This window comes from Microbulbifer elongatus, from assembly GCF_021165935.1.
GTDB lineage: Bacteria > Pseudomonadota > Gammaproteobacteria > Pseudomonadales > Cellvibrionaceae > Microbulbifer > Microbulbifer elongatus.
This window is the reverse complement of sequence record NZ_CP088953.1, coordinates 874,110-896,933: the sequence shown is the minus strand read 5'-3', so window position 1 is coordinate 896,933 and position 22,824 is coordinate 874,110. Positions and strand designations below refer to the sequence as shown.

Here is a 22,824-nt window from a genome sequence, read left to right as displayed (position 1 = left end):
AGAGATGACATCCTGATGACCGACTCACTGCGCCAGGCCGCGCTCGATTACCACGCCTTGCCGACACCGGGCAAACTTTCGGTGGAGCTCACAACCCCAGCCCAGACCCAGGAAGACCTGTCACTGGCCTACAGCCCCGGTGTCGCGGAACCGGTGCGTGAAATCGCCAAGGATCCGGAGGCCGCCTACCTGTTCACCGGCAAAGGCAACCTGGTGGCGGTCATTTCCAACGGCAGCGCCATCCTCGGCCTCGGCAACCTGGGGCCGCTGGCGTCCAAACCGGTAATGGAAGGCAAATCCCTTTTATTCAAGCGCTTTGCGGACATCAACTCTGTGGATATCGAGGTGGAGTGCCCGAGCCCGGAGCGTTTTATTGAAACCGTCGCGGCCATTGCCAACACCTTTGGCGGCATCAATCTCGAAGACATCAAGGCGCCGGAGTGTTTTCATATTGAGGAAGCCCTGATCCAGCGCTGCTCGGTGCCGGTTTTCCACGACGACCAGCACGGTACCGCGATTGTGACCGTGGCCGGGATGCTCAATGCTCTGGAAATTCAGGGCAAGACCCTCGAAGACGCGCGCATCGTGTGCCTGGGCGCCGGCGCCGCCGCCACCGCCTGCTGCAAACTGCTGCTGGCCGCCGGCGCCAAGAAGGACCAGATCACCATGCTGGACAGCCGCGGCGTGATTCACTCCGGGCGCAGTGATATCAATGCCTATAAAGGTGAGTGGGCGCGGGATACCGAGATGCGCACCCTGGACGACGCCATCGAAGGCGCCGATGTGTTCCTCGGCGTATCCGGCCCGGATCTGCTGTCCGCGGAGCAGCTGGCGCATATGGCGGACAAGCCGGTAGTGTTTGCCTGCTCCAACCCCAATCCGGAAATCTCCCCGGAGCTGGCTCACAAAACCCGCGATGACCTGATCATGGCCACCGGCCGTTCGGACTACCCGAACCAGGTGAATAACGTGCTTTGCTTCCCGTTTATCTTCCGCGGGGCGCTGGACGTACGCGCCACCCGCATCAATGAAGACATGAAGCTCGCCGCCATCGAGGCGATCCGCAAGCTGGCGCGGGAAGAGGTACCGGACGCGGTGCGTGCCGGTTACGGTGGCGTGGAAATGACCTTTGGTGCGGAATACATCCTGCCCAAGCCCACGGATCCACGCCTGCTGCCGAAAGTGGCCGCCGCCGTGGCCCGGGCTGCGGTGGACAGCGGCGCAGCACGTTTGCCGTATCCGGCGCACTATCCGTTGAAGCCGGTGTAACCCAGCTCGCAACCTCCCTCGAACGTACCCGGTGGCGGTGGCGAAACCGGGTACAGCCTTGTGAGACACGCCGTGAACCCATCCGTGGGGGCTCTTCCGCGAGGTCCCTCTCGCGGAAGGTCTCTCAAGGCTGTACCCGGCGTCGCCACCTTCGCCCCTAGCTCACTATCACGAACTGATTTCTCAACGTGTGAACCAACACGGCCTACATCCCAATCCTTGAGCCTCCCTCCCACCGCCGCTAAACTGCCTTCCATGTCTGAGCAAAGTTGTCCCCCCGCATGAGTCACGTCTATGTGCTGACCAACCAGCACCAGCAGTTTTTAAGCAAAAGCAACGAGTGGATCGACGGCCGCGAGAGCACCAAGCTGTTCCGCACGGAACACAAGGACGTCGCCATCAATCAGATGTTCGAGGCCAATACTCGCGACGTCGCCCTGCGCATTGAATTGCTGGAATGCAAGCTGGACACCAAACGCCAGCCCATCATCCCTGAGGACGCGCTGAGCGAGACGCCGCTGGAGTCGGCGGTAGAAGCCGTCGCCGAGGGCGGCGAGCCGGACGAGATGCCACAGCCGGATCCGAATGAGGCGCCACCGGAACAGAACCCGGAAGTTGACCCGCAACCGGCACCGGAAGTGGCGCCCGACTCCCAGCCGGAAGTCAATCCGGAATCCAGTCCGGAAATCCAACCGGATCAACCCCCGGAGTCGGCGGTCCACCAGGCCTGAGCCCCGGCGTCTTGAGATCCCGGCAAATGCCCCCATTTAGGCCGGATTGCATTACCGCAGTTGATGTACCGCGCCTCCCCGGCGCATCCGGCCCACCAGCCCAGTGCTGCCACAGGAGATTCCCTTGTCCACGTTCAATCTGGCCGACCTGGCCCAGCCGCAAGGTTTAGCGCTGCTCAAGGGCATTCGCCGCGGCATTGAGAAAGAGGGCCTGCGGGTCTCCGCGCAAGGGGAGCTGGCACAGACCGATCACCCCATCGGTCTCGGCTCCGCGCTCACTCACGAGTACATCACCACCGACTTCTCCGAAGCCCTGCTGGAATTCATCACCCCACCGGTGGCCACGCCCGAACAGGCACTGGAAACCCTCGACCAGATTCACCGCTATACCTACAGCCAGATCGGCGACGAGCGCCTGTGGGTCAACAGCATGCCCGGCAAACTGGGGCGCGATGAAGAGATCCCCGTGGCCCGCTACGGCAGCTCCCACAGCGGCACCATGAAAACCATCTACCGCCTCGGGCTCGGCCTGCGCTACGGCCGCGCCATGCAGACCATCGCCGGCATCCACTACAACTTCTCCCTACCGGACGCATTCTGGGTGTGGCTACAGGATCAAGAGCGCGGCAGCAGCGACAGCGGCCAGCAAGAATCCCTGCAGGACTTTAAAACCCGTCGCTACTTCGACCTGATTCGCAACTTCCGCCGCCACTACTGGCTGCTGATCTACCTGTTCGGCGCCGCCCCCGCCGTGTGCGGGACCTTCGTGCAGAACCGCGAGCACCAGCTGCAATCTTTCGACGGCGACGGCCGCACCCTGTATGCCCCCCAGGCCACCTCTCTGCGCATGGGCGGCCTCGGCTATACCAGCGATGCGCAAAAGTCACTGATCGTCTGCTACAACGACCTGCAGACCTACCTCTCCACCCTCTGCGCGGCCATCAGCAAGCCCTACCCGGAATACCACCAGCAGGGTGTCAAAGACGAAAACGGCGAATACCAGCAGCTCTCCACCGGCCTGCTGCAGATCGAAAACGAGTTCTACTCCCCGATCCGCCCGAAAAACCCGGCGGGTATGGGTGAAACCGCACTCTCCGCCCTCGACGCCCGCGGTGTCGAATATATCGAAGTGCGCTGCCTCGACCTCAACCCCTTCGTCCCGCTCGGCATCGAAGCCCCACAGATGCGCTTCCTCGACGCCTTCCTGCTGCACTGCCTGCTCAGTGACAGCCCCATGACCGACGAAGCCGACTACCGCGCCGTCCAGGAAAACCAGACCCGCATCGTCGACCGCGGCCGCGAGCCCGACCTGCAGCTGATTCACAACGGCAGCGAACGCAGACTCACCGACTGGGCTGGCGAACTCCTCGATGAGATCACCCCCATGGCCCAACTCCTCGACCAGGCCTGGGACAGCCACGACTACCAGCGCGCCGTCACCGCCCAGCGCGACAAGATCGACGGCAAGGTGCCCACACCCGCCGCACAGATGCTGGCGGAAATGCACGAGCACAAACAGACCTTCTTTGAATGGGCCAAGGCCAAGGCGGAACAGCACCGCCAGTACTTCCTCGAGCGCCCGCTGAGCGAGGACGAGCAGGCGGATTTCGAGCGCCTCGCAAAAGAGTCTCTCGACAAGCAAAAACAGGTGGAAGACGCCGATACCGGCAGCTTTGAGGACTTCCTCGGTAAGTACTACGCGCAGTATGTGTTCTGTCAGAAAGGGCTTTGAAGTCGCCGCGCAGGTGCTGATGCCGGGTACGGCCTTGCGAGACGTTGATTCGCTTTGCTCACCCTGCGGGCGCCTTCGGCGTCCAAAGCTCATGCTTTGTCCGCGAGAGGGACCTCGTGGAAGAGCCCCCATGGACGGGTTCATCGGGGCGGCGCCTAGCTCGTGTCTCGCAAGGCCGTACCCGGCAGCAGTGCCGCCACTCAATCCAATTAAGATCGTAAGCCAGGGGACCTGAAATGAACTACCTGGCCCACCTGCTACTTTCAGGCCCGGACCCGGACTGGCAACTGGGCGGGTTACTGGGTGACTTCGTCAAAGGCCCCATGAAAGGCGAACGCCCCAAGCCCATCGAAGACGGCATCCGCCTGCACCGCCGTATCGACCTGCTGAGCGACCAGCACCCCGCCTATCTCAGCGCACTCCACCGCCTCGGCCCCCAATGGCGGCGGCTCGGCGGCATCGCCCTCGACATCTGGTTCGACCACATCCTCGCCAACCAATGGCACCACTGGCACCCGCAACCCCTCGAAACCTTTACCCAGAACTGCTGGTCCAACTTCCACCAGCGCAACCAATGGATCCCCGAAAACGCACAAACGTTTATTCAAAGGGCCGAGCAATTTAAACTCCTGCCCGGCTACCGCGAGGTAGATGTTATCCAGCGCACCCTGCAACGGGTCGGCCAGCGCCTGCGACGCCCGCAGCCCCTCGCCGACATGCTGCCACTACTGCAGCGGGATCAGCGCCCACTGGAACAGGAATTCCGGCAACTGTTTGCCGACCTCAGCCGACAGGCCGAGCAGTTCCGCCAGACTATCGACTAGAAAACTGCTTGCCAAAGCATTGCTCAACGCACCCGGAAAATAATCACATGACCCTGCCAAGCCCACGCACCACCTTCCTGATCATGTTCCTCGCCGTCATCGCCGTACTGGGCGTCGCCTTCTATATGGAATATGCGATGGGCCTTGAACCCTGCCCACTGTGTATCACCCAGCGGGTCATGTTTCTGGGTGTCGGCCTCACCTCCCTGATCGCGTTTCTGCACAACCCCACCGGCGCCACCAATATCGGCCGCCGCATCTATGGCTTGCTGGTCTCTCTATGGGCCATCGGCGGCCTGTATTTCTCCGGGCGCCAGCTGTGGCTGCAGAACCTGCCGGAAGATCAGGTGCCCGCCTGTGGGCCCGGCATCAGCTACATGGTGGACGTATTCCCCATGGCAGAAGTCATCAAAACCCTGCTTACCGGCGACGGCAACTGCGCGGAAGTAAAATGGACCATGCTCGGCCTGTCCATCGCCGGCTGGGCCGCCGTAGGCTTTGTGGGCCTGATCCTGTTCGGCCTGTGGCAAGCCTTCCGCAAACACTGACCGATACTCGCCATGCCGTTTCTGCGCGCACTGCCGCGCTGGCTGCTGGGGGCCAGCCTGTTGCTGACCTTTGACCTGGCCGGCCGCCTTCTCGTTGCCGCGCTTTCGCTGCCCATACCCGGCCCGGTAATGGGCATGCTCCTGCTGTTGCTGGCGATGATGCTCTACGGCCGCGTACCCAGCGGGCTCGGGCTGGTGGGCGAACAGATACTGCGCGTATTGGTGCTGATCTTTCTGCCTGCCACTGTGGGCATTTACTATCTGCGTGACCTGTCCCGCGGCGACTGGTTTGCACTGATTGCCGCCATGGTGGTGGGTACCCTGATCAGTATCGCGCTGACCGGACTGCTGCTGAACTACCTGATCCGGCGCAGCGGGCGAGGCGGGGGCAGTGCCGACCATGGCCAGTAACGCATTCGCACCACTGCAGGAATGGCTCGCGCAGGTCCAGCAGGTGGCCGCGGACATTGCGCAGCCGCTTTCCACCACCCACCCGCTGGTCATACTGCCGCTCAATATCCTCGGCTTCTGGCTGGCGCTGAAGATCTACCGCCGCGTCGGATCACCGATACTGCACCCGGTAGTGGGGGGCAGTCTGCTGGTGTTTGCGGGCCTGCTGCTTCTGGGTGTGGACTTTGCCGGTTACCAGCGCGGCAGCGGCCTGCTGTACCTGCTCTTGGGGCCCGCCGTGGTCGCCCTGGCGATCCCCCTCAAACAGAACCTGACAATGGTACGGCGCGTGGGCTGGCCACTGATGCTGGGCCTCGCGGTGGGCGCGATACTGGCGCCGCTGGTGGCGGTACTGATCGCGCTGCTGCTCAATGGCAGCGCCACGGTACTGATCGCCCTGACCACCAAATCCGTCACCACCCCGGTTGCCCTGGCGCTCACCGAACAGATGCACGGCATCCAGAGCCTCGCCGCGGGCGTGGTGGCCTTTACTGGTATTGTGGGCGCGGTATGCGGCCCGGGTCTGTTGCAGTTGCTGGGAGTCTTCGACGACCGGATCACCGGCTTCACCCTGGGTGTCAACGCCCACGCCATCGGTACCGTGCGTGCGCTGGAGATCAGCGCTCTGTGTGGGGCCTTTTCTGCTCTGGCCATGGGGCTGTGCGGCGCACTGACCGCATTGCTCCTTCCGTTATTGGTCACGCCCTGACGTAAACCTGACCTGTTTCCCGTTCCCGGTTATTTTCTGCCGCTGACCTTGCCCGCGGCGGCAGAAGCTTCTACATTCCTAAGGGAGCGTCTCATCAAGTCCCCATGGCCTCAGCGTGCACTTGCTCAGGCGCTCCCGAATACAGTTGTAGAAGTCACAAAAGGAAACTTGGAGATGTTGGAGAACTGTAAAAACGCGCAAGAGCGTTGGGGCGGCGTCAGCCAGATCATCGACCGCTGGCTGCAATCTCGCCAGGCGCTACTGGTAAGCTTTTGCCAGCTGTCAGAGCACAAGGAATTTGCCGACGGCGACCGAGAGGCAGAAGCGAGTGTGCGCACCCTGTGCCAGCAACTGGTGGACTATGTCTCCGCCGGTCACTTTGAGGTATACGACCAGCTGATTCAGGAAGGCCAGGCGTTTGGTGATACCGAAGGTCTGCAACAGGCCAAGACCCTGTACCGGGAAATTGACGGCACTACCGATGTAGCCGTGGACTTCAACGACAAGTATCTGGAAACCGACGACCTCACCACCCTGGTGAAAGACCTTTCGGAGCTGGGTGTGGCCCTGGAAACCCGCTTCGCCGCGGAAGACCGCATGATCGACACACTGCATACCGCACACAAGAATCAGCTGGCCTGAAACGACCAGGACTGAAAGCGTATTCCACAAAAAAGGGGCTGCAAGCCCCTTTTTTGATGGCTGCGGAAAACCGCAGCACTGCGTGAGATTGTCGATCCGCTACCGGTCACTCGGTGGCCTGATCTTCTCCACTTTCCTCGACCGCTTCTTCTTCGGCCGCACCTTCGTCGCCACCCACATTGGCTTTATGCAGTTCCACTTCAAACACCAGCGTGGAGTTAGGGCCAATGATGCCACCCGCACCGCCCGGACCGTAGGCGAGATCAGAGGGAATGTAGAGCTCCCACTTGGCGCCTTCTTTCATCAGCTGCAGGGCTTCGGTCCAGCCTTTGATCACGCCTTTCACCGGGAACTGAACCGGCTTACCGTTTTTGTAGGAGCTGTCGAACTCGGTTCCGTCGATCAGGGTTCCCTTATAGTCGACCTCCACCACACTGGATTCACTGGGGCTGGGGCCACTGCCTTCGGTAATGATCTTGTACTGCAGGCCGGAGTCGGTGGTCTGCACGCCTTCTTTCTTGGCGTTTTCTTCGAGGAATTTCTTACCTTCCTCCAGGTTCTTATCTGCAGAGGCTTTGAATTCCTCTTCCTGCTTGGCCATCAGCTCTTTCTGCTTGGCCTGCATATTTTCCTGGAATACCTGGATAACCTGCTGCTTTTCTTCATCGCTCAGGCGGGACTCGCGCCCGCTGGCCACATCTTCCAGCGCCATGGCAACGATTTTCGGGTCCAGAGCAACTTCCTGGCTTTTCAGGCGATTGGCCATATCTTCGGCAATGATATAGCTGACTTTCTGCTCCTGGGATTCCAGCTTGATATCTGCGGAGCCCGCAGACTCCTCCTTGTTACAGCCGACCAGTGCAATACCCAGAGCAATCGCAGCAGCCAAAGAAGTTTTATTCATGAGAATTGTCTCTTAATTTCCGTGAAGCATTTATTTGTACGAGTAGGGTTCCACCCTTCTCTGCTGTTGTACACCCTGATGCTGGCGCACATTGTGCGTCAGATCACAGTACCGCAAGCGGGTCCAGCGACAGTCAAGTCTAACCCATGCAGTTACAGGCTGCACACTGGCTGTGAGGCTTGTGCGGGGATTCCCACTAGGACCACAGCACAGCGCTGTTGTTTCAATTTCCTGACAATCACCCCGCGCAAATTCAGCTGGGCAATTTCTCGCTACAAATTACACAGGGATTCCGCTGGCGGCAGGGATGCACTTCCGAAATAACAGCGCTATTATCAGCGTTCAACCCCGATTTTTTTCACAGGCAGAGAGGTGGTTCTGCTATCAATAAACTAGAAGCATCGGGGTTTCTCTCAAGAGCATTTACCCAACCCGTTTCAACCGCAGGATTTTGAACCATGGCCGCCAAACGCAAAGCCGCTGTTTCCGTGGACGATCTGGAAAAACAGATCGCCAAGATTACCACCCAACTCGAGAAAGCAAGGGCCAAGGAAGCGGCCGATGCCGACAAAGCCCTGGCTAAAGCGACCAAGGAAGCCACCAAGGCGCAGGCGCAAGTGAAGAAAGCCAAGGCCAAACTCGCTACTGCACGCGCAGCCAGCAGCAAAGCCAAAACCCCAGCCGCCAAAACTTCAGCCAAGAAAAAAGTAGATACGGCAAACGCCGCTCTGGCCAAGGTTGAAAAGGTTGCCAAAGACGCGGCCCAGGCCGTGGCGGACTCTAAGGCCGTGGCTTCTGCAGCCAAGCTGGCAGAGAAGACGGCAAAAACCGTGAAGAAGGCTGGCGAGGCTGCGGCCAAGAAGGTAATGGCAGCCAACAAACCAAAGAAAAAGAAGGCCGCTAAGAAATCGGCTGCCGCCAAGCCAGCGGCAGAAAAGAAAGCCAGCGCCAAGAAACCTGCTGCTAAAAAGGCCTCCGCCAAGAAAGCGACCAGCAAAAAGGCCGCGCCGAAAAAGGCCGCCGCCAAGAAAACCGTAACCAGCAAGACCGCTGAAAAGAAAGCACCGGCCAAAAAGGCCACCGCTGCTAAGAGCGCTCCCAAGAAGGCGACAGCGAAAAAAACCGCACCGAAATCGACCAAGGCGGACGTGAAAAAGGCAGCCACTCCGAAAGCGGCCCCCCAAAAAGCAGCGAAGCCAGCTGCCGACAAGAAGCCTGAAACCAAGACCGAGCAGAAATCCAACGGCGCTGCGCCAGACAAGCCCGCGGCGCAACCGGCGACTCAGGCAATGCCAGCGACCACCCCCGCTACTGAGAGCCCGGCGCCGGTCATGGGTAAAACCTCAGAGCCCAAGCCTCTGGTGCCCGAATCCAGCACCGCGGCGGCCAATCCGGTGACCCCGAGCATTACTCCGACGACGCCGCCAAACAGCCTGTTTGCCACCGAGGAAAACCCGCACTACGGGCCGGAAGAGCATAAACACAAACACTGAGCAGGCACGCCTAGCGGGGATTCAAAGTGTCACACCGGGAATACCGCCCCTGCGGAGATCCCGGCGAGTCTCGTCGTCCCCACTCGTGCCGGCTGCACTGTAAGCATCGATCAGGCCCGCCCAGCGGGCCTGATCTTTTTGCATCAACCCGTACTGTTCACCCGCCAGGGCCAGGGGTGAGCGGGTTTCCGGCCAACTCTCGCCATTCAGCTTCCAAAGCGCCGCCAGTTGCCGCTGCTCCATTCGAATCTCGCAGCGTTTACACCATTGATACACCCGGTTTTGCTTGTCTAACCGCCCCAGCAGACGACGCATATTGCGCACACTGTTGATCATGCGCCGCCGCGGCGCCAGTCCGCGATCCGCCACAAGCCAACTCTCATCACTGAGCTGACGGCCACAGGCGCTGGTATAGCTGGCCCACAACAACAGGCACACATCCGCGCCCTTGCTGTCCTGACAGTCGAGCAGGAACTCGGCCACCGAGGGCTGTTGATAGAATTCCAGGCTGAACTGCCACAGAGGGTTCTGCAGAGGGCAGGGCGGCGGTGATGGCTGTGCGGTTTCTGTCACGATAGAATCCCGGCGGTTTGTTATAGCCGATAGCCTAGTCAAATTCAGGCGAATTCAAAGAGGTTTCCATTGATAAATCTGCAAGGCGTATCGCTGCAGGTGGGCGGGCGCGATCTGCTCAACGACGCCAGCTGTCGTATTTTCCCGGGCCACAAGGTAGGCGTCATCGGCGCAAACGGCTGTGGCAAATCCACCCTGTTCAAAATGTTGCTGAAGAAGCAGGACAGCGACGCGGGCAGCGTCGAGGTGCCCTCCGGCTGGGAAATTGCCCATATGGCTCAGGAGGTAACCGCCAGCGAGCGCAGCGCGCTGGACTACGCCCTGGATGGCGACCACCGCCTGCGGGAACTGCAGGGACAGCTGGATGCCGCCGAGGCCGATGGCAGCGACGGCAAACGCATCGCGGAACTGCACGAGCGCATGGCGGCGATCGATGGTTACAGCGGTCCTGCCCGTGCAGCGCAGTTGCTCGACGGCCTGGGTTTTTCCCACGCCGACCAGCAGCGCCCGGTGAAAAGCTTTTCCGGTGGCTGGCGCATTCGCCTGAACCTGGCGCGGGCACTGATGTGCCCGGCGGATCTGCTGCTACTGGACGAACCCACCAACCACCTGGATCTGGACGCGACTCTATGGCTGGAGCAGTGGCTGCAGCGCTTCCCGGGGACCCTGCTGATCATTTCCCACGACCGGGATTTTCTCGATGCGGTGGTCGATGGCATTGTCAGCTTCGAACACCAGGACCTGGTGCTCTACAGCGGTAACTACACCGCGTTTGAGCGGGCCCGAGCCGAGCGCCTTGCCCAGCAACAGGTGCAGTACGAGAAGCAGCAGGCGCAGCGTGCACATATGGAAGATTTTGTGCGGCGCTTTCGCGCAAAAGCCACCAAGGCCAAGCAGGCCCAGAGTCGCCTGAAAGCACTGGATCGAATGGCCGAGATTGCCCCGGCACACGTGGACTCTCCGTTCCGCTTTCGTCTGCCGTCGTCAGACAAGGTCTCTAACCCGCTGATCGATCTGCGTGAAGCGGAGATCGGCTACCCCGGCAAGACCATTCTGCCACGGGTGGAAATGGGCGTTCAGCCGGGCCGGCGTATCGGGCTGCTCGGGCCGAATGGCGCGGGCAAGTCGTCTCTGATCAAGACCCTCGCCGGGGAGATACCCCTGCTTCAGGGCGAACGCCAGTGTGGCGAGCACCTGAAGATCGGTTACTTCGCCCAGCATCAGCTGGAGGCGCTGGATTCAAAGGCTTCCCCTCTGCTGCATGTGCAGCGCCTGTCACCCACCGCCAGTGAGCAGGAGCTGCGGGATTTCCTCGGCGGCTACGGGTTTATTGGCGATCGCGTGTTCGAGCCGGTGGGCGGCTTCTCCGGCGGTGAAAAGGCACGGGTGGCACTGGCACTGCTGGCCTGGCAGAAACCCAACCTGCTGCTGCTGGACGAGCCCACCAACCACCTGGACCTGGAGATGCGCCACGCGCTCACCCTGGCACTAGCCGAATTTCCCGGCGCGGTGATTCTGGTATCTCACGATCGCCATCTGCTGGCAAATACCACCGACGAATTCATTCTGGTGGCCGAGGGGCGTGCGGAACCATTTGATGGAGACCTGGACGACTACAAACAGTGGCTACTGGCGTTCAAGCGCGAAGAAAAACGCCAGAGCGGCAGTGAACCGGCCAACACCGGTACCGCCGCAAAACCCGTAGAAGACAAAAGGGCCCAGCGCCGGGCCGCCGCGGCACTGCGCGAGCAGCTGAAGCCGCTGACCAATAAGCTCAAAAGTATTGAACAGAAGATGGCGAAGGCGGAAAAGGAGGTGCAGTCCCTTGAGGAGAAGCTGGCCGACGAAGGCCTTTACAGCGGTGGTCAACAGGACGAAATCACTCGCCTGACCAGGGCTCAGGGGGAGGCGAAAGAGTCTCTGGAGACGCTGGAAATGGAATGGCTGGAAATTTCCGAGGCGTTGGAGGCGGCCCGGGCGGGAGAGTGAATCATCTCCCGACGGGCATTTAAGATTTTATTTGGAGAAGTCGTTGGGATCGTAGGCTTCCCGCTGGCAGCCGTCGAAATTGACCGCCGCCCCCATGGGAGTACCCGGGCACTGGTCCAGATAGTCCGGCACCCCGTCGCCGTCGCTGTCGATGGGGCAGCCACGGGCATCTACATCGATCCCCGGTGGCGTCTGCGGGCACTCATCCAGATTGCTGTATATGCCGTCTCCATCCCAGTCCCGCGGCGCTATTTCATCTTGCCATTGGTAACCGATGGCAAAACTCACAAAGCTGTCCAGCCCGCCTTCTTCAACGCCCTGAAACCCGCGCACATCGCCCCGCATCTGCCACCGGGGTAGAAACTGGTATTTCACACCGGCGCCAAAGTTGACCATCGTCTGACGCTGGTGCCAGTCGTCCGGGTACCCGTAGGTGTCCTCATCGATACGCAGCTCACCGGCGCCCAGTACTACGTAAGGCTGCCAGTCGAAATTGCCACAGAACTGGCCGGCAAACTGGTACATGAGGTCGAGGTGATAATTCTGCACGCCAACGTCTTCGCGGGTGTCACGGACATTGACGCTGAAATAATCGTACACGCCTTCGATGGCCCAGCGGTCGGTAATGTTGTAGCCGAAGCCGATACCACCCCCGGTGCTGTCGTCCAGCTCAAATCCGAAGTAAGGCGTGCCATCGAGGCGCTGGTCGTCAAACCAGTACTGTCCGGCGTTAAGATACAGATTGAGTGTGCCTTCCTGATCGGCCAGGGTCGGTCCGCTCAGCAGGAGCAGTGCACCGCCCAGTAGTAAGGCGCGCATTTGATTTGAGACGAGGGTGGGGCTTGTTGTCATTGTTGCTCCGGAGCATCCATTTACCGGTAGACAGAAGATAGCACAGCGGGCCGGGAGTTATTTCCTATCTGACCCGCGGTGTCTGTCGGCTTATTGCCTTTTGTAGAGCAGGTCCCAAACGCCGTGGCCCAGCCGTTCGCCGCGACGCTCGAATTTGGTTTGCGGCCTGAAGTTGGGGCGCGGGGCGTAGTTGCCTTTGCCTGCGGTATTTTCCAGCAACTCTTCCGCTTCGAGCACTTCGAGCATCTGCTCGGCGTAGTTTTCCCAGTCAGTGGCCATGTGCATGAGGCCGCCGGGTTTCAGTTTGCTGCACAGGAGTTTTACAAACTCGGGCTGCACGATGCGGCGCTTGTTGTGCTTCTTTTTGTGCCAGGGGTCAGGGAAATACAGCTGGAAGCGGTCGAGGCTGGCGTCGGGAATGCAGTCGTGGAGCACGTCGATGGCGTCGGCCATATACACCCGCAGGTTTTTGACTTCGGCTTTGCCGGCGTTATTGATCAGGCGACCGACACCGGGCGGGTGGACTTCGATGCCGATGAAATTTTTGTCGGTTTCGGCTTCGCTCATTTCCAGCAGGGAGTCGCCCATGCCGAATCCGATTTCCAGCACGACCGGTGCTTCGCGGCCGAAGATTTCTGTCGGGTCGATCGGGCCGTCGTACAGAGACAGGCCGAACGGGCCCCAGTAATTATCAAACGCCTTGCGCTGACCTTCGGTCATACGCCCGCCACGAATGACGTAGCTGCGGATGGATTTCTTTTTGAATTCGGTGCGGTAGGGGAAGTCTTCTTCCTCGTTACTTGGTTCGTTGTTGGGTTCTTCTTGCATCTTGGCTCTGTTACCTCTTGGCCCGGAGCACTGTTCTTGGGTGCTACGTAGCTCTTTCTGTGGCGGCCAAGCACCGGGTATAAGTTTTCAGAACCACTGTGAACCCATCCATGGGCGTTGCGGCGGCGACGTCCTGTCGCCGACGCTTCTGAAAACTTATACCCGGTGCTTAGCCTTCAAGTCGTATTTCTGAGTTCTTACCAACTTCTGTTGGCGATTATTTGCCGTAATTCAGTGCGGCGATAAACAGTGCTATCCAGCCGCCGATCAGCAGGGTTCCACCCAGTGGGGTGATGGGACCCAAAATTCTGGGACCGCCGAAAGTCAGGCCGTACAGACTCCCGGAGAAAAACAGGATGCCGATAGCAAAAAGGGCACCACTTGCAATCAGCGAGGTTTTTGCGCCGATCTGATGAATCAATACCGCCACGGCGATCAGGGCCAGGGCGTGAATCATTTGGTAGTGCACACCGATTTTATAGGCTTCCAACAAGTTTTCCGCGACTTTGTCGCGCAGGCCATGGGCCCCAAACGCACCTAGAACCACACCGGTGCCACCAAAAAATGCGGCGAGCAATAAATACAATTTAGCCATCGTTATTCCTTTCGTTCTGGCTTACGAAGAACAGCAGTCAAAATTGAAGGGGAGGTACCGGGGATCTGTTTTCGGAAGCGTCGCAAACAGGAAGTTTGCGCCGCAACGCCCAGGGATGGGTTCACAGTGGTTCCGAAAACAGATACCCGGTGCCTCACCGCCACCAGACCAGCTTCAAAGCGAATCCCACTAACCCCGAACAAAGCCCCCATACGAAAAAACCGCGCCAGTAGCGCGGTTCTTGAATCCGGTCAGTGAGAAGGCTGTCAGGCCTCCATCGCCACCCGGACTTTTTTCATGGCGTTTTTCTCAAGCTGGCGAATACGCTCAGCGGAAACACCGTATTTGTCCGCCAGCTCGTGCAAGGTCGCCTTGGACTCGCTCAACCAGCGCGCCTCGATAATGTCGCGGCTGCGGTCATCCAGCTGCTCCATCGCGGCAGTCAGGTTGTTTACGCTGGTTTCCTGCCAGTTATCGTTTTCCAGCATGGTGGCCGGATCGTAACGGCGGTCTTCCAGGTAGTGGGCTGGCGCCTGCCAGGCGGAATCTTCGTCGTCGTCCACGCCGGCATCGAAGGCCGCATCGTGGGCCGCCAAGCGACCTTCCATATCGTGTACGTGCTGCACATCCACATTCAGCTCAGCGGCAACGCGCTTGGCTTCATCGTTGGTCAGCCACGCCAGTTTCTTCTTCTGGCCACGCAGGTTGAAGAACAGCTTGCGCTGCGCCTTGGTGGTCGCGATCTTGACGATACGCCAGTTGCGCAGGATGAACTCGTGAATCTCCGCCTTGATCCAGTGCACCGCAAAGGACACCAGACGCACACCCTTTTCCGGATTGAAGCGTTTCACCGCCTTCATCAGGCCCACGTTCCCTTCCTGAATCAGGTCGCCCTGGTTCAGACCGTAGCCGGAGTAGGATTTGGCAATATGCACCACAAAGCGCAGGTGCGACATCACCAGCTGGCGAGCCGCTTCGAGGTTCTGGTGGTAATAGAGATCTTCCGCGAGCTTCTTTTCTTCCTCGGCGGAGAGTACCTCAAAGCCGCTGACCGTCTGGATGTAGGCGTTCAGGTTAGCGCCCGGCGACAGTGTATGAATCGGCTGTAAACTGGTTCCCATTCAGGATTCTCCTCGTAACTCAGGTTGCCCCGCTTGGCACTTGCTGCCCGGACTCATTCATACCGGGACCAGTAGTTTGCGGCGGCTTGCGCTTTCGGCCCTGAACCGACCACGTTCGAATCAACAGTGATCAGTTTTTAAGCGGCACCGGGAGCGCAAAGTTGGCCACAGTGTAGCACCCGCAACAGGAAATGGAAGCCCGTGTGCGGGGGGCCGGCAAACCGCGCCAGCCCTTGTTTTCCGGTGGATTAGAGCGGTTATCCACAGGCGAAGTTCCACGCTTTACGATTCTTGACTGACCGGGTGGTCAACGCGGTTGAATCGCCGAAATATGTCGCGCCACCGCCAGCCAGGCGCCGGTCAGGCCCAACAGGGCTGCACCACCGGCGAGCCCAATCAAGTAAGTGAAACCCGGCCCGTCGAGGCGGAAGCCGCTACCGTAGAGATTCGCCAGCCCGCTCACCGGCCCCGCCAGCAGCCAGACCCCGAGACTCACCAGCAGCCAGGCGATCAGCCCGCCCACCAGGCCGTACACCAGCCCGGTATACAGGAAGGGTCGGCGCACAAATGCGTCCGTCGCACCCACCAGCTTCACCACCAGAATCTCGTCCCGGCGATTTTCGATGTGCAGGCGGATGCTGTTCACCACCACCAGTAGCACCCCCAACGCCAGCAGAAATGCCAGCCCCAGGCTCATACGGCGGCCCAGCTCGGTCAGGTTCGCCAGCCGTTGCACCCAGGCCATATCCAGCACCACGGAGTCGGTCAGCGCACTCTCGCGCAGGCGCTCGGCCAGAGACTCCAGCGCAGCACTGTCGGAACCCCGTGGGCGCACCAGCAACACCGCCGGCAACGGGTTGCTGTCCATTCCCAGCAGCGCATCCCCGAGCCCGGACGCCTGCTGAAATTCCGCCAGCGCCTGCTCCGGAGAAATGTACGTCACCTGCGCCACCAGTGGATCACCGCGCAGATCGTCCGCAAAGGACGTGACCGCACTCTGCTTGGCGCGCTTGTGCAGGAACACCGAAATCTGCGGCTGCCCGTCCCAACCAGCCACCGCCTTCTGAAAGTTGGTAAGCCCCAACTGCAATGCCGCCGGCAGCGCCAGCGCAATGGCGATCACCAGCGCGGTCATACCACTGGACATGGGCGAGGCAAAAAAACGTACCCAGGACTCCCGCCACATCTCCCGGTGGTGATCCAGCCAGCTGCTGAAGCGATCACCCATTCCGGTACGCGCGGTCACCGCGCCGGTGGAGCGGGCGCGCTCGGGGGCCTGGGGGGAAGTTCTGGCAGAAGTAGACTTAATACGCTGGTTCACGGCTCGGGTATCCGTCGTAGATCAATTGGCCCTGCTGCAGGGTCAGCACCCGCTGGCGCATCCGCGCAATCAGCTCGAGATCGTGGCTCGCAATCAACACCGTGGTACCCACCGCATTGAACTGCCGAAACAGATTCATGATCTCCTCGGAGAGCTTCGGGTCCAGGTTACCGGTCGGCTCATCCGCCACCAGCAGCGCCGGCTTGTTAACCACCGCCCGCGCAATCCCCACCCGCTGCTGCTCACCACCGGAGAGCACAATCGGATTCTGCTTCTCCTTGTGCAGCAACCCCACCTTATCCAACGCCGCCCGCACCCGCCGGCCCACCTCACGCTTACTGCAGCCAGACACGGAAAGCGGCAGCGCCACGTTATCGAACACGGTGCGATCGAATAGCAACTGGTGATTCTGGAACACGATGCCGAGATTGCGACGGTAGTAGGGGATCTGGCCGTTACGCAGCCGATTCAGATTCTGGCCGCCAACGATGATGCTGCCGCGGGTAGGGCGCTCGATGGCAGTAAGCAGTTTCAGCAGGGTACTTTTACCGGCGCCAGAATGACCGGTGAGAAACACCATCTCAGCGCGATCGATTTCCAGACTGACACGCCCCAGGGCATCCTGGCCGGACTCGTAGCGTTTATTGACGTTATCAAACTGGATCATGAGCGCGTTTTTGTTGTTTTAGTTTCGAGGGCGCGAAAAGAACTACATTAGCCCAATGCGAAGGCGCTGATACCGGGTACGGCCTTGTGAGACCTTCCGCGAGAGGGACCTCGCGGAAGAGCCCCCAGGGATGGGTTCACGGCGTGTCTCACAAGGCCGTACCCGGTAGCAGCGCCGCCACCAAAGTTATCTCGGAGTTATCACCCCTGAGCGCGATTAAACAGCGCCGCCACAAAGTCCTTGGCTACAAACGGCTGCAAATCCTCTGCCTGCTCCCCGACGCCAATAAAGCGTACCGGAATCCCCAGCTTCTGCGCCAGCGCGAAAATCACCCCGCCCTTGGCCGTACCATCGAGCTTCGTCAGCACCAGACCGGAAACCCCCGCCGAATCCTTGAAGGTCTCCGCCTGGGACAACGCGTTCTGCCCGGTGCCCGCATCCAGCACCAGCAACACCTCATGGGGAGCAGAACTGTCCAGCTTGCCCATCACCCGGCGCACCTTCGACAACTCCTCCATCAGATTGGACTTGTTGTGCAGGCGGCCCGCCGTATCCGCAATCACCACATCCACACCCCGGGACTGGGCAGACTGTATCGCATCAAAGATGACAGAGGCGCTATCGGCCCCCGTATGCTGGGCCACCACCGGCACATTGTGACGGCTTCCCCACACCTGCAGCTGCTCCACCGCCGCCGCGCGGAACGTATCCCCCGCCGCCAACATCACCGACTTGCCCTCGTTCAGATAGCGATGCGCCAGCTTGCCAATGGTCGTGGTCTTGCCCACACCATTCACGCCCACCACCAGAATCACAAACGGCTGCTTCGCCTGATCAATGGCCAGCGGCGCCTCCACTTTATTGAGCAAGCCCGCCAGCTCCTCCTGCAACGCCTTGTACAACGCCTCACCATTGGACAGCTCGCGGCGGGAAACCCGCTCGGTCAGGCGATCGATAATCTCCGTGGTCGCATCCAGGCCCACATCCGCCATCAGCAGCTGGGTCTCCAGCTCCTCCATCAGATCTTCATCGATCTCCTTGGCACCCAGGAACAGATTGCCCATACCCTCGGCAAACTGACTGCTGGTGCGGGACAGACCGCGACGGATGCGAGCAAAGAAACCTTCTTTCTTTGGCTTCTCCTGCTCTTTCGCCGGCGTGGCTGGCGCCGGGGCTTCCGTCTCGGCAGCAGCGGCCGGCGCCTCAATATCAGCGGGCGCTTCAGGAGCCTGCGGCGGCTGAACCTCGGCCACCGGGTCGAACCCGGATTCCGGTGCTTCCTCCGCAGAAAGGGTCCCCCCCGCGTCCGCCGCTGGCGGGATTTCTGCTGTCGCGGTCTCCGACGACGGGTCAGCCTTCAGGTTCTCCGGAATCTCAAACTCGACCTCGTCCGCCGTCTCTACAAGCGGGTTCTGGGCCTCCGTCGAGGGGGAGGACTCCTCGGCGGTCTGGTCCTCGGGCTTCTTTTTGCGCAGAAAATCAAAAATCATCAGGTGTGGATTCTTCGAAGGAAAAGGGTGACTGGCAAATACCGGCTGGCAGCCGGCCCTGGAAAGGCGCTAATCTTAGCACCGCTGACTGTTTAGCACACAGTGGCCCGCCTTTATTTGCCGCCGTAACCCTTTTGCCGGACCGCCAATGCCCAGAAACCGCCGCCCCAGTTCCCCGGCCTCGCCCCCCGTATCCCAATTGCGCATCATCGGCGGCCGCTGGCGCGGGCGTAAAGTCGCCTTCGCCCCCATTGAAGGGTTGCGTCCCACCGGCGACCGGTTGCGCGAGACGCTGTTCAACTGGCTGCAGTTTCACCTGCCCGGGGCCCGCTGCCTGGACCTGTTTGCCGGCTCCGGCGCCCTGGGCCTGGAAGCCCTGAGCCGTGGCGCTGCACAGGTCGACTTCGTGGAGCTGAATCGGGGCGCCGCACAGATACTCCGGCAGCAGCTGGATGTATTGGAAGCCGAGGGCGCCCAGGTGCACAACTGCCCCGCGGAAGTGTTTCTGAGCCAGCCCGCAGCCCCCTTTGATGTGATCTTTGTCGACCCACCCTTTGCCAATGACCTGTGGACAACCGCACTGGCGGGCCTGATGGAAGCCGGCTGTGTCGGCGAAGACACCCTGATCTACGTGGAATCCCCCCGTAATATTCAAATCACCGTGCCCGCCAGCTGGCAGCTGGAAAAGGAAAAGCAGGCCGGACAGGTCTGCATGCGGCTATTTAGGGCGTGAATCCCGAACATTCACTCGAGTTTGACGCTTTTTCCACGGACTTTTTGAGAGCGGGGGCTAAATTGTTTAAGATGCGCGTCCCTTCTGGCCGGCAAGGCGAATTGGCTTATGAAAAAAGTGGTTTACCCGGGTACCTTTGACCCCATCACCAATGGTCATATGGACCTTGTGGAGCGGGCCTGCCGCCTGTTTGATCACGTGGTGGTTGCCGTTGCCGCCAGCACCCGTAAAAACCCGCTGTTCACCATGGAAGAACGGGTGGAACTGGCCCAGCAGGAGCTGGCCCACCTGGACAATATCGAAGTGATCGGCTTCGATATCCTGCTCGCGGATCTGGTGCGCCAACTGGATGCCCACGGTGTCGTGCGCGGCCTGCGCGCGGTATCCGACTTCGAGTACGAATTCCAGCTCGCCAATATGAATCGCCAGCTGGCACCACAGATGGAAAGCCTGTTTCTGACACCGGCGGAGCACCTTTCCTATATTTCTTCCTCTCTGGTGCGCGAGATCGCCTCCCTCGGTGGCGATGTCACCAAGTTCGTCCCCCCCGGCGTGCAGAAAGCCCTGCAGGAAAAATACAGCCGCTAAGGCCCGGCGCCACCATTCTGATACACTCGGGCGATTCCAATCACTTTGGATCGCCCAGTGAAACGCTTTGTCTCTCTTGCCTGTTCCACCACCCTGTCCGGATTGCTGATCACCTCGGCCTGCCTGGCTGCGCCCGCAATGCAGGCGCCCACGGAAGTCCAGCCGGAAATTGCCACTGGACGCACGGAAATCAAAGCCGCCACGGCGGACACCTCTATGGCGGTCACCGCCAACCCCCATGCCTCCGACGCCGCGGCGCAGATACTCGCCAATGGCGGCACCGCGGTGGATGCCGCCATTGCCGCGCAGCTGGTGCTCGGGCTGGTGGAACCCCAGTCCTCCGGGATCGGCGGCGGCGCCTTTATGCTGAGTTACCGCGCCGATGACAAGAAGCTGTACTCCTACGACGGCCGAGAAACCGCCCCCATGGCAGTGGATGAAAACTACTTTATCCGCGACGGCAAACCCCGCGGTTTTCTCGACGCCGTGATCGGCGGTTATTCCGTGGGCGTCCCGGGCGTGATGCGCATGCTGGCGCTGGCGCACAAACGGGATGGGAGACTGCCATGGAAGGACCTGTTCCACCCCGCCGTCGAACTCGCGGAAAACGGCTTCGCCATTTCCCCCCGCCTGTATCAACTGGCAGACCGGCTGCCACGGGTCGCCGCGCGCCCCGCGATCCGCGAATACCTGTTTGGCGAAGACGGCAAACCACGGCCGGTGGGCCGTATTCTGAAGAACCCCGAGTATGCCGCCACGCTCAAATTATTGGCCGACAAGGGCGCCCGACCCTTTTATCAGGGTGAAATTGCCGAGGCCATCGTCGACGCGGTGCGCAATGACCCGATCAACCCCGGAGTGATGACCCTGCAGGACATGGCCGACTACCAGGCCAAGGTGCGCAACCCGGTGTGCAGTACCTTTTTTGAATTTGAAGTGTGTGGCGCAGCGGCACCGTCATCCGGCGGCACCACCGTAGGGGCGATTCTCGGCATGCTGCAGCATATTCCCCTGCAGCCACTGGGAGTGGGCAGCGCCGAATTGACGCACCTGTTTGTGGAAGCGTCGGAACTGGCCTTCGCCGACCGCAATACCTACCTGGGTGACAGCGATTTTGTAAGCGTACCCACGGACGAACTGGTGGCCCCGCACTACCTTGCCCAGCGTGCGAAACTGATCAACCTGAAGCAAGCTCTGCCGGCGCGTTCCGGCGAGCCAGGTGCCCTGTCTGGCAAGCGTATTGAAGCCGAATCCCCGGAAATGCCCAACACCAGCCACCTGTCCATCGTCGATCAGTACGGCAATGCAGTGAGCATGACCACCAGCATTGAAACCGGCTTCGGCTCGCGCCTGCTGGTCAAGGGCTTCCTGCTCAATAATCAGCTCACCGACTTTTCCTTTGTGCCGCGCAATGCCGCCAAGGAGCTGGTCGCCAACCGCGTGCAGCCGGGCAAGCGCCCACGCTCATCCATGTCACCCACCATCGTGTTCAACAAGGACGGTAGCCTGCGGCTGATCGTCGGCTCCCCGGGCGGTTCGCGGATTATCGATTACACCGCGCGTACCATTCTTTATCATTTGAGCAAAGGAATGCCCATTGCAGAAGCCATCCACGCCGGTAACATCGGCGCGATCGGTTATCGGGTGGAAGTGGAGCCGGAGACACTGTCGGATACCGAACTGAAAAAACTCGAAGCCATGGGCCACAAGGTCGTGCGCAAAGAATTGAACAGCGGCATTCACGGCATCGCGATCAAAGACGGCAAGCTCTACGGCGGCGCCGATACCCGGCGGGAAGGCAGCGCGGTAGGAAATTGATACAAACACCACCATCGAGGTAAAGGATAATGGCCAATCCCTGGTTATTGTTATTGATTGCCGGACTGCTGGAAGTGGGCTGGGCCATTGGCCTCAAATACACCCAGGGCTTCACTAAACCGCTGCCCAGTGTCCTCACAATCGTGACCATGATCGCCAGTTTTTATTTCCTCGCCCAGGCACTGAAAACCATTCCCGTCGGTACCGGCTACGCGGTGTGGACCGGTATCGGTGCCGTGGGTACAGCCATTCTCGGCATCGTACTGTTTGCAGAGTCCACCGCCTTGCCGCGGCTGTTGTGTATCGGATTGATTGTTGCCGGGATTGCCGGACTGAAACTCACCTCTGCAGTCTGACCTATTTACCCGGCAGCCAGAGATACTCGGTGGGGTCGTCCGGGCAAGGACCAAAGCCACACTCCAGCAGAGTGGAGAGGAGGGTAACCAGCAAGATGGCGAGAAAACTGTACACCGCCAGTTTGCCCAACCAGCCCGGGGTACGCGACACATCCGCCGCCTCTTTCACTTTCATCTGATCCAGCAGCAACAGTCCACCCAGAAACAGTCCCAATACAAAAAACGCCACCAGCGCCCAGGTATAAAAATGCAGACCGAGAAAGGGTGAGCCGAAACCCGGATCGCCCGGCGCAATGTGCAGCAGGACCTGGCGCGCGGACGACACCATTCCGGCCAGGGCCGACAGAATCGCAATGCCGTAATGCGCCGGCCGACTGCCAAAACAGACGTTCAGCATCAAACCAATACCCGCCATCGCAAATCCAACCCGCTGTAACAAACAGAGAGGGCAGGGCAGTTCGTGGAGCACGATTTGCCAAGCGAAGGCAAACCAGAGCACGCCGCTGATCCCCAGCAGGGCAAGGGCATTGAGGCAGTCGGTCCAGCGACGCAGACCAAGCAAGTGGTGAATCACGGCACAGGTCTCCGGGA

The 22,824-nt window shown here is 60.3% G+C and carries 24 protein-coding genes; 14 read left to right on the top strand and 10 right to left on the bottom strand.

Annotated elements, in window-relative coordinates:
- Positions 1-15 precede the first annotated feature (15 nt).
- The 8 genes from LRR79_RS03710 to rsd all read left to right on the top strand — a co-directional run bounded on the left by LRR79_RS03710 (position 16) and on the right by rsd (position 6,905).
- Entirely contained in the window at positions 16-1,269 is a 1,254-nt protein-coding gene (locus tag LRR79_RS03710; protein WP_231759065.1) for a malic enzyme-like NAD(P)-binding protein, read from the top strand.
- A gap of 281 nt (positions 1,270-1,550) precedes the next feature.
- Entirely contained in the window at positions 1,551-2,000 is a 450-nt protein-coding gene (locus LRR79_RS03705) for a hypothetical protein (RefSeq protein ID WP_231759064.1), read from the top strand.
- Positions 2,001-2,124: 124 nt separating this feature from the next.
- Positions 2,125-3,732, top strand: a complete 1,608-nt coding sequence (gshA, locus tag LRR79_RS03700; protein ID WP_231759063.1) for a glutamate--cysteine ligase — start codon at positions 2,125-2,127, stop codon at positions 3,730-3,732.
- Between the two features lie 236 nt (positions 3,733-3,968).
- Entirely contained in the window at positions 3,969-4,556 is a 588-nt protein-coding gene (locus tag LRR79_RS03695; RefSeq protein ID WP_231759062.1) for an acyl carrier protein phosphodiesterase, read from the top strand.
- A gap of 47 nt (positions 4,557-4,603) precedes the next feature.
- The gene (locus LRR79_RS03690; protein ID WP_231759061.1) at positions 4,604-5,104 is read left to right on the top strand and encodes a disulfide bond formation protein B; all 501 of its coding nucleotides are present in this window, start codon (positions 4,604-4,606) and stop codon (positions 5,102-5,104) included.
- A 12-nt stretch (positions 5,105-5,116) separates the two neighbouring features.
- Positions 5,117-5,515: a CidA/LrgA family protein gene (locus LRR79_RS03685; RefSeq protein ID WP_231759060.1), complete on the top strand. Its 399-nt coding sequence runs from the start codon at positions 5,117-5,119 to the stop codon at positions 5,513-5,515.
- Entirely contained in the window at positions 5,505-6,263 is a 759-nt protein-coding gene (locus tag LRR79_RS03680; RefSeq protein ID WP_231759059.1) for an LrgB family protein, read from the top strand. The genes LRR79_RS03685 and LRR79_RS03680 overlap by 11 nt, the downstream gene beginning before the upstream one ends.
- Positions 6,264-6,437: 174 nt before the next feature.
- Positions 6,438-6,905, top strand: coding sequence for a sigma D regulator (rsd, locus tag LRR79_RS03675; RefSeq protein ID WP_231759058.1), 468 nt, complete (start codon positions 6,438-6,440; stop codon positions 6,903-6,905).
- Positions 6,906-7,011: 106 nt separating this feature from the next.
- Here the strand turns inward: rsd and LRR79_RS03670 are convergent, their stop codons facing one another.
- Positions 7,012-7,809, bottom strand: a complete 798-nt coding sequence (locus LRR79_RS03670; RefSeq protein ID WP_231759057.1) for an FKBP-type peptidyl-prolyl cis-trans isomerase — start codon at positions 7,807-7,809, stop codon at positions 7,012-7,014.
- A 488-nt stretch (positions 7,810-8,297) separates the two neighbouring features.
- On the opposite strand from LRR79_RS03670, the gene LRR79_RS03665 reads away from it, so the two are divergent.
- Entirely contained in the window at positions 8,298-9,302 is a 1,005-nt protein-coding gene (locus tag LRR79_RS03665; protein WP_231759056.1) for a hypothetical protein, read from the top strand.
- Between the two features lie 21 nt (positions 9,303-9,323).
- Here the strand turns inward: LRR79_RS03665 and LRR79_RS03660 are convergent, their stop codons facing one another.
- Positions 9,324-9,875, bottom strand: coding sequence for a TIGR02444 family protein (locus tag LRR79_RS03660; protein WP_231759055.1), 552 nt, complete (start codon positions 9,873-9,875; stop codon positions 9,324-9,326).
- A gap of 69 nt (positions 9,876-9,944) precedes the next feature.
- On the opposite strand from LRR79_RS03660, the gene LRR79_RS03655 reads away from it, so the two are divergent.
- Positions 9,945-11,864, top strand: coding sequence for an ABC-F family ATP-binding cassette domain-containing protein (locus tag LRR79_RS03655; protein WP_231759054.1), 1,920 nt, complete (start codon positions 9,945-9,947; stop codon positions 11,862-11,864).
- Positions 11,865-11,891: 27 nt separating this feature from the next.
- On the opposite strand, the gene LRR79_RS03650 is transcribed toward LRR79_RS03655, so the two are convergent.
- From LRR79_RS03650 to ftsY, 7 genes are all read right to left on the bottom strand, one after another.
- Positions 11,892-12,716 (bottom strand): outer membrane beta-barrel protein, encoded by an 825-nt coding sequence (locus LRR79_RS03650; RefSeq protein WP_231759053.1) that lies wholly within the window; start codon positions 12,714-12,716, stop codon positions 11,892-11,894.
- A 90-nt stretch (positions 12,717-12,806) separates the two neighbouring features.
- Positions 12,807-13,544, bottom strand: coding sequence for a tRNA (guanosine(46)-N7)-methyltransferase TrmB (gene trmB / locus LRR79_RS03645; RefSeq protein WP_231759052.1), 738 nt, complete (start codon positions 13,542-13,544; stop codon positions 12,807-12,809).
- 217 nt (positions 13,545-13,761) lie between these two features.
- Positions 13,762-14,139 (bottom strand): DUF423 domain-containing protein, encoded by a 378-nt coding sequence (locus LRR79_RS03640; protein WP_231759051.1) that lies wholly within the window; start codon positions 14,137-14,139, stop codon positions 13,762-13,764.
- A gap of 266 nt (positions 14,140-14,405) precedes the next feature.
- Positions 14,406-15,260, bottom strand: coding sequence for an RNA polymerase sigma factor RpoH (gene rpoH, locus LRR79_RS03635; RefSeq protein ID WP_043319951.1), 855 nt, complete (start codon positions 15,258-15,260; stop codon positions 14,406-14,408).
- A gap of 307 nt (positions 15,261-15,567) precedes the next feature.
- On the bottom strand, positions 15,568-16,581 hold the full coding sequence (gene ftsX, locus LRR79_RS03630; RefSeq protein ID WP_231759050.1) for a permease-like cell division protein FtsX: 1,014 nt from the start codon (positions 16,579-16,581) through the stop codon (positions 15,568-15,570).
- Positions 16,565-17,248: a cell division ATP-binding protein FtsE gene (gene ftsE, locus LRR79_RS03625; protein ID WP_231759049.1), complete on the bottom strand. Its 684-nt coding sequence runs from the start codon at positions 17,246-17,248 to the stop codon at positions 16,565-16,567. The genes ftsX and ftsE overlap by 17 nt, the downstream gene beginning before the upstream one ends.
- A 200-nt stretch (positions 17,249-17,448) precedes the next feature.
- On the bottom strand, positions 17,449-18,456 hold the full coding sequence (gene ftsY, locus LRR79_RS03620) for a signal recognition particle-docking protein FtsY (protein WP_322790444.1): 1,008 nt from the start codon (positions 18,454-18,456) through the stop codon (positions 17,449-17,451).
- Positions 18,457-18,886: 430 nt separating this feature from the next.
- Between ftsY and rsmD the strand changes: the two genes are divergently transcribed.
- The 4 genes from rsmD (at position 18,887) to sugE (ending at position 22,233) form a co-directional block, all read left to right on the top strand.
- Positions 18,887-19,471, top strand: coding sequence for a 16S rRNA (guanine(966)-N(2))-methyltransferase RsmD (rsmD, locus tag LRR79_RS03615; RefSeq protein ID WP_231759047.1), 585 nt, complete (start codon positions 18,887-18,889; stop codon positions 19,469-19,471).
- Positions 19,472-19,579: 108 nt separating this feature from the next.
- Positions 19,580-20,059 (top strand): pantetheine-phosphate adenylyltransferase, encoded by a 480-nt coding sequence (gene coaD / locus LRR79_RS03610; protein WP_043319947.1) that lies wholly within the window; start codon positions 19,580-19,582, stop codon positions 20,057-20,059.
- A gap of 57 nt (positions 20,060-20,116) precedes the next feature.
- The gene (gene ggt / locus LRR79_RS03605) at positions 20,117-21,877 is read left to right on the top strand and encodes a gamma-glutamyltransferase (RefSeq protein ID WP_231759046.1); all 1,761 of its coding nucleotides are present in this window, start codon (positions 20,117-20,119) and stop codon (positions 21,875-21,877) included.
- 29 nt (positions 21,878-21,906) lie between these two features.
- Entirely contained in the window at positions 21,907-22,233 is a 327-nt protein-coding gene (gene sugE, locus LRR79_RS03600; RefSeq protein WP_231759045.1) for a quaternary ammonium compound efflux SMR transporter SugE, read from the top strand.
- A 1-nt stretch (position 22,234) separates the two neighbouring features.
- Here the strand turns inward: sugE and LRR79_RS03595 are convergent, their stop codons facing one another.
- Positions 22,235-22,807 (bottom strand): disulfide bond formation protein B, encoded by a 573-nt coding sequence (locus LRR79_RS03595; RefSeq protein ID WP_231759044.1) that lies wholly within the window; start codon positions 22,805-22,807, stop codon positions 22,235-22,237.
- Between the last annotated feature and the right edge of the window lie 17 nt (positions 22,808-22,824).

Bases quoted from the DNA above. Each gene is read 5' to 3' on its own strand.
- rsd (WP_231759058.1), top strand. From the start codon at position 6,438: ATGTTGGAGAACTGTAAAAACGCGCAAGAGCGTTGGGGCGGCGTCAGC.
- LRR79_RS03695 (WP_231759062.1), top strand. From the start codon at position 3,969: ATGAACTACCTGGCCCACCTGCTACTTTCAGGCCCGGACCCGGACTGG.
- LRR79_RS03640 (WP_231759051.1), bottom strand. From the start codon at position 14,139: ATGGCTAAATTGTATTTATTGCTCGCCGCATTTTTTGGTGGCACCGGT.
- rsmD (WP_231759047.1), top strand. From the start codon at position 18,887: ATGCCCAGAAACCGCCGCCCCAGTTCCCCGGCCTCGCCCCCCGTATCC.
- LRR79_RS03650 (WP_231759053.1), bottom strand. From the start codon at position 12,716: ATGACAACAAGCCCCACCCTCGTCTCAAATCAAATGCGCGCCTTACTA.
- LRR79_RS03705 (WP_231759064.1), top strand. From the start codon at position 1,551: ATGAGTCACGTCTATGTGCTGACCAACCAGCACCAGCAGTTTTTAAGC.
- sugE (WP_231759045.1), top strand. From the start codon at position 21,907: ATGGCCAATCCCTGGTTATTGTTATTGATTGCCGGACTGCTGGAAGTG.
- coaD (WP_043319947.1), top strand. From the start codon at position 19,580: ATGAAAAAAGTGGTTTACCCGGGTACCTTTGACCCCATCACCAATGGT.
- LRR79_RS03690 (WP_231759061.1), top strand. From the start codon at position 4,604: ATGACCCTGCCAAGCCCACGCACCACCTTCCTGATCATGTTCCTCGCC.
- LRR79_RS03670 (WP_231759057.1), bottom strand. From the start codon at position 7,809: ATGAATAAAACTTCTTTGGCTGCTGCGATTGCTCTGGGTATTGCACTG.
- LRR79_RS03685 (WP_231759060.1), top strand. From the start codon at position 5,117: ATGCCGTTTCTGCGCGCACTGCCGCGCTGGCTGCTGGGGGCCAGCCTG.
- rpoH (WP_043319951.1), bottom strand. From the start codon at position 15,260: ATGGGAACCAGTTTACAGCCGATTCATACACTGTCGCCGGGCGCTAAC.
- trmB (WP_231759052.1), bottom strand. From the start codon at position 13,544: ATGCAAGAAGAACCCAACAACGAACCAAGTAACGAGGAAGAAGACTTC.
- ftsE (WP_231759049.1), bottom strand. From the start codon at position 17,248: ATGATCCAGTTTGATAACGTCAATAAACGCTACGAGTCCGGCCAGGAT.
- LRR79_RS03710 (WP_231759065.1), top strand. From the start codon at position 16: ATGACCGACTCACTGCGCCAGGCCGCGCTCGATTACCACGCCTTGCCG.
- LRR79_RS03680 (WP_231759059.1), top strand. From the start codon at position 5,505: ATGGCCAGTAACGCATTCGCACCACTGCAGGAATGGCTCGCGCAGGTC.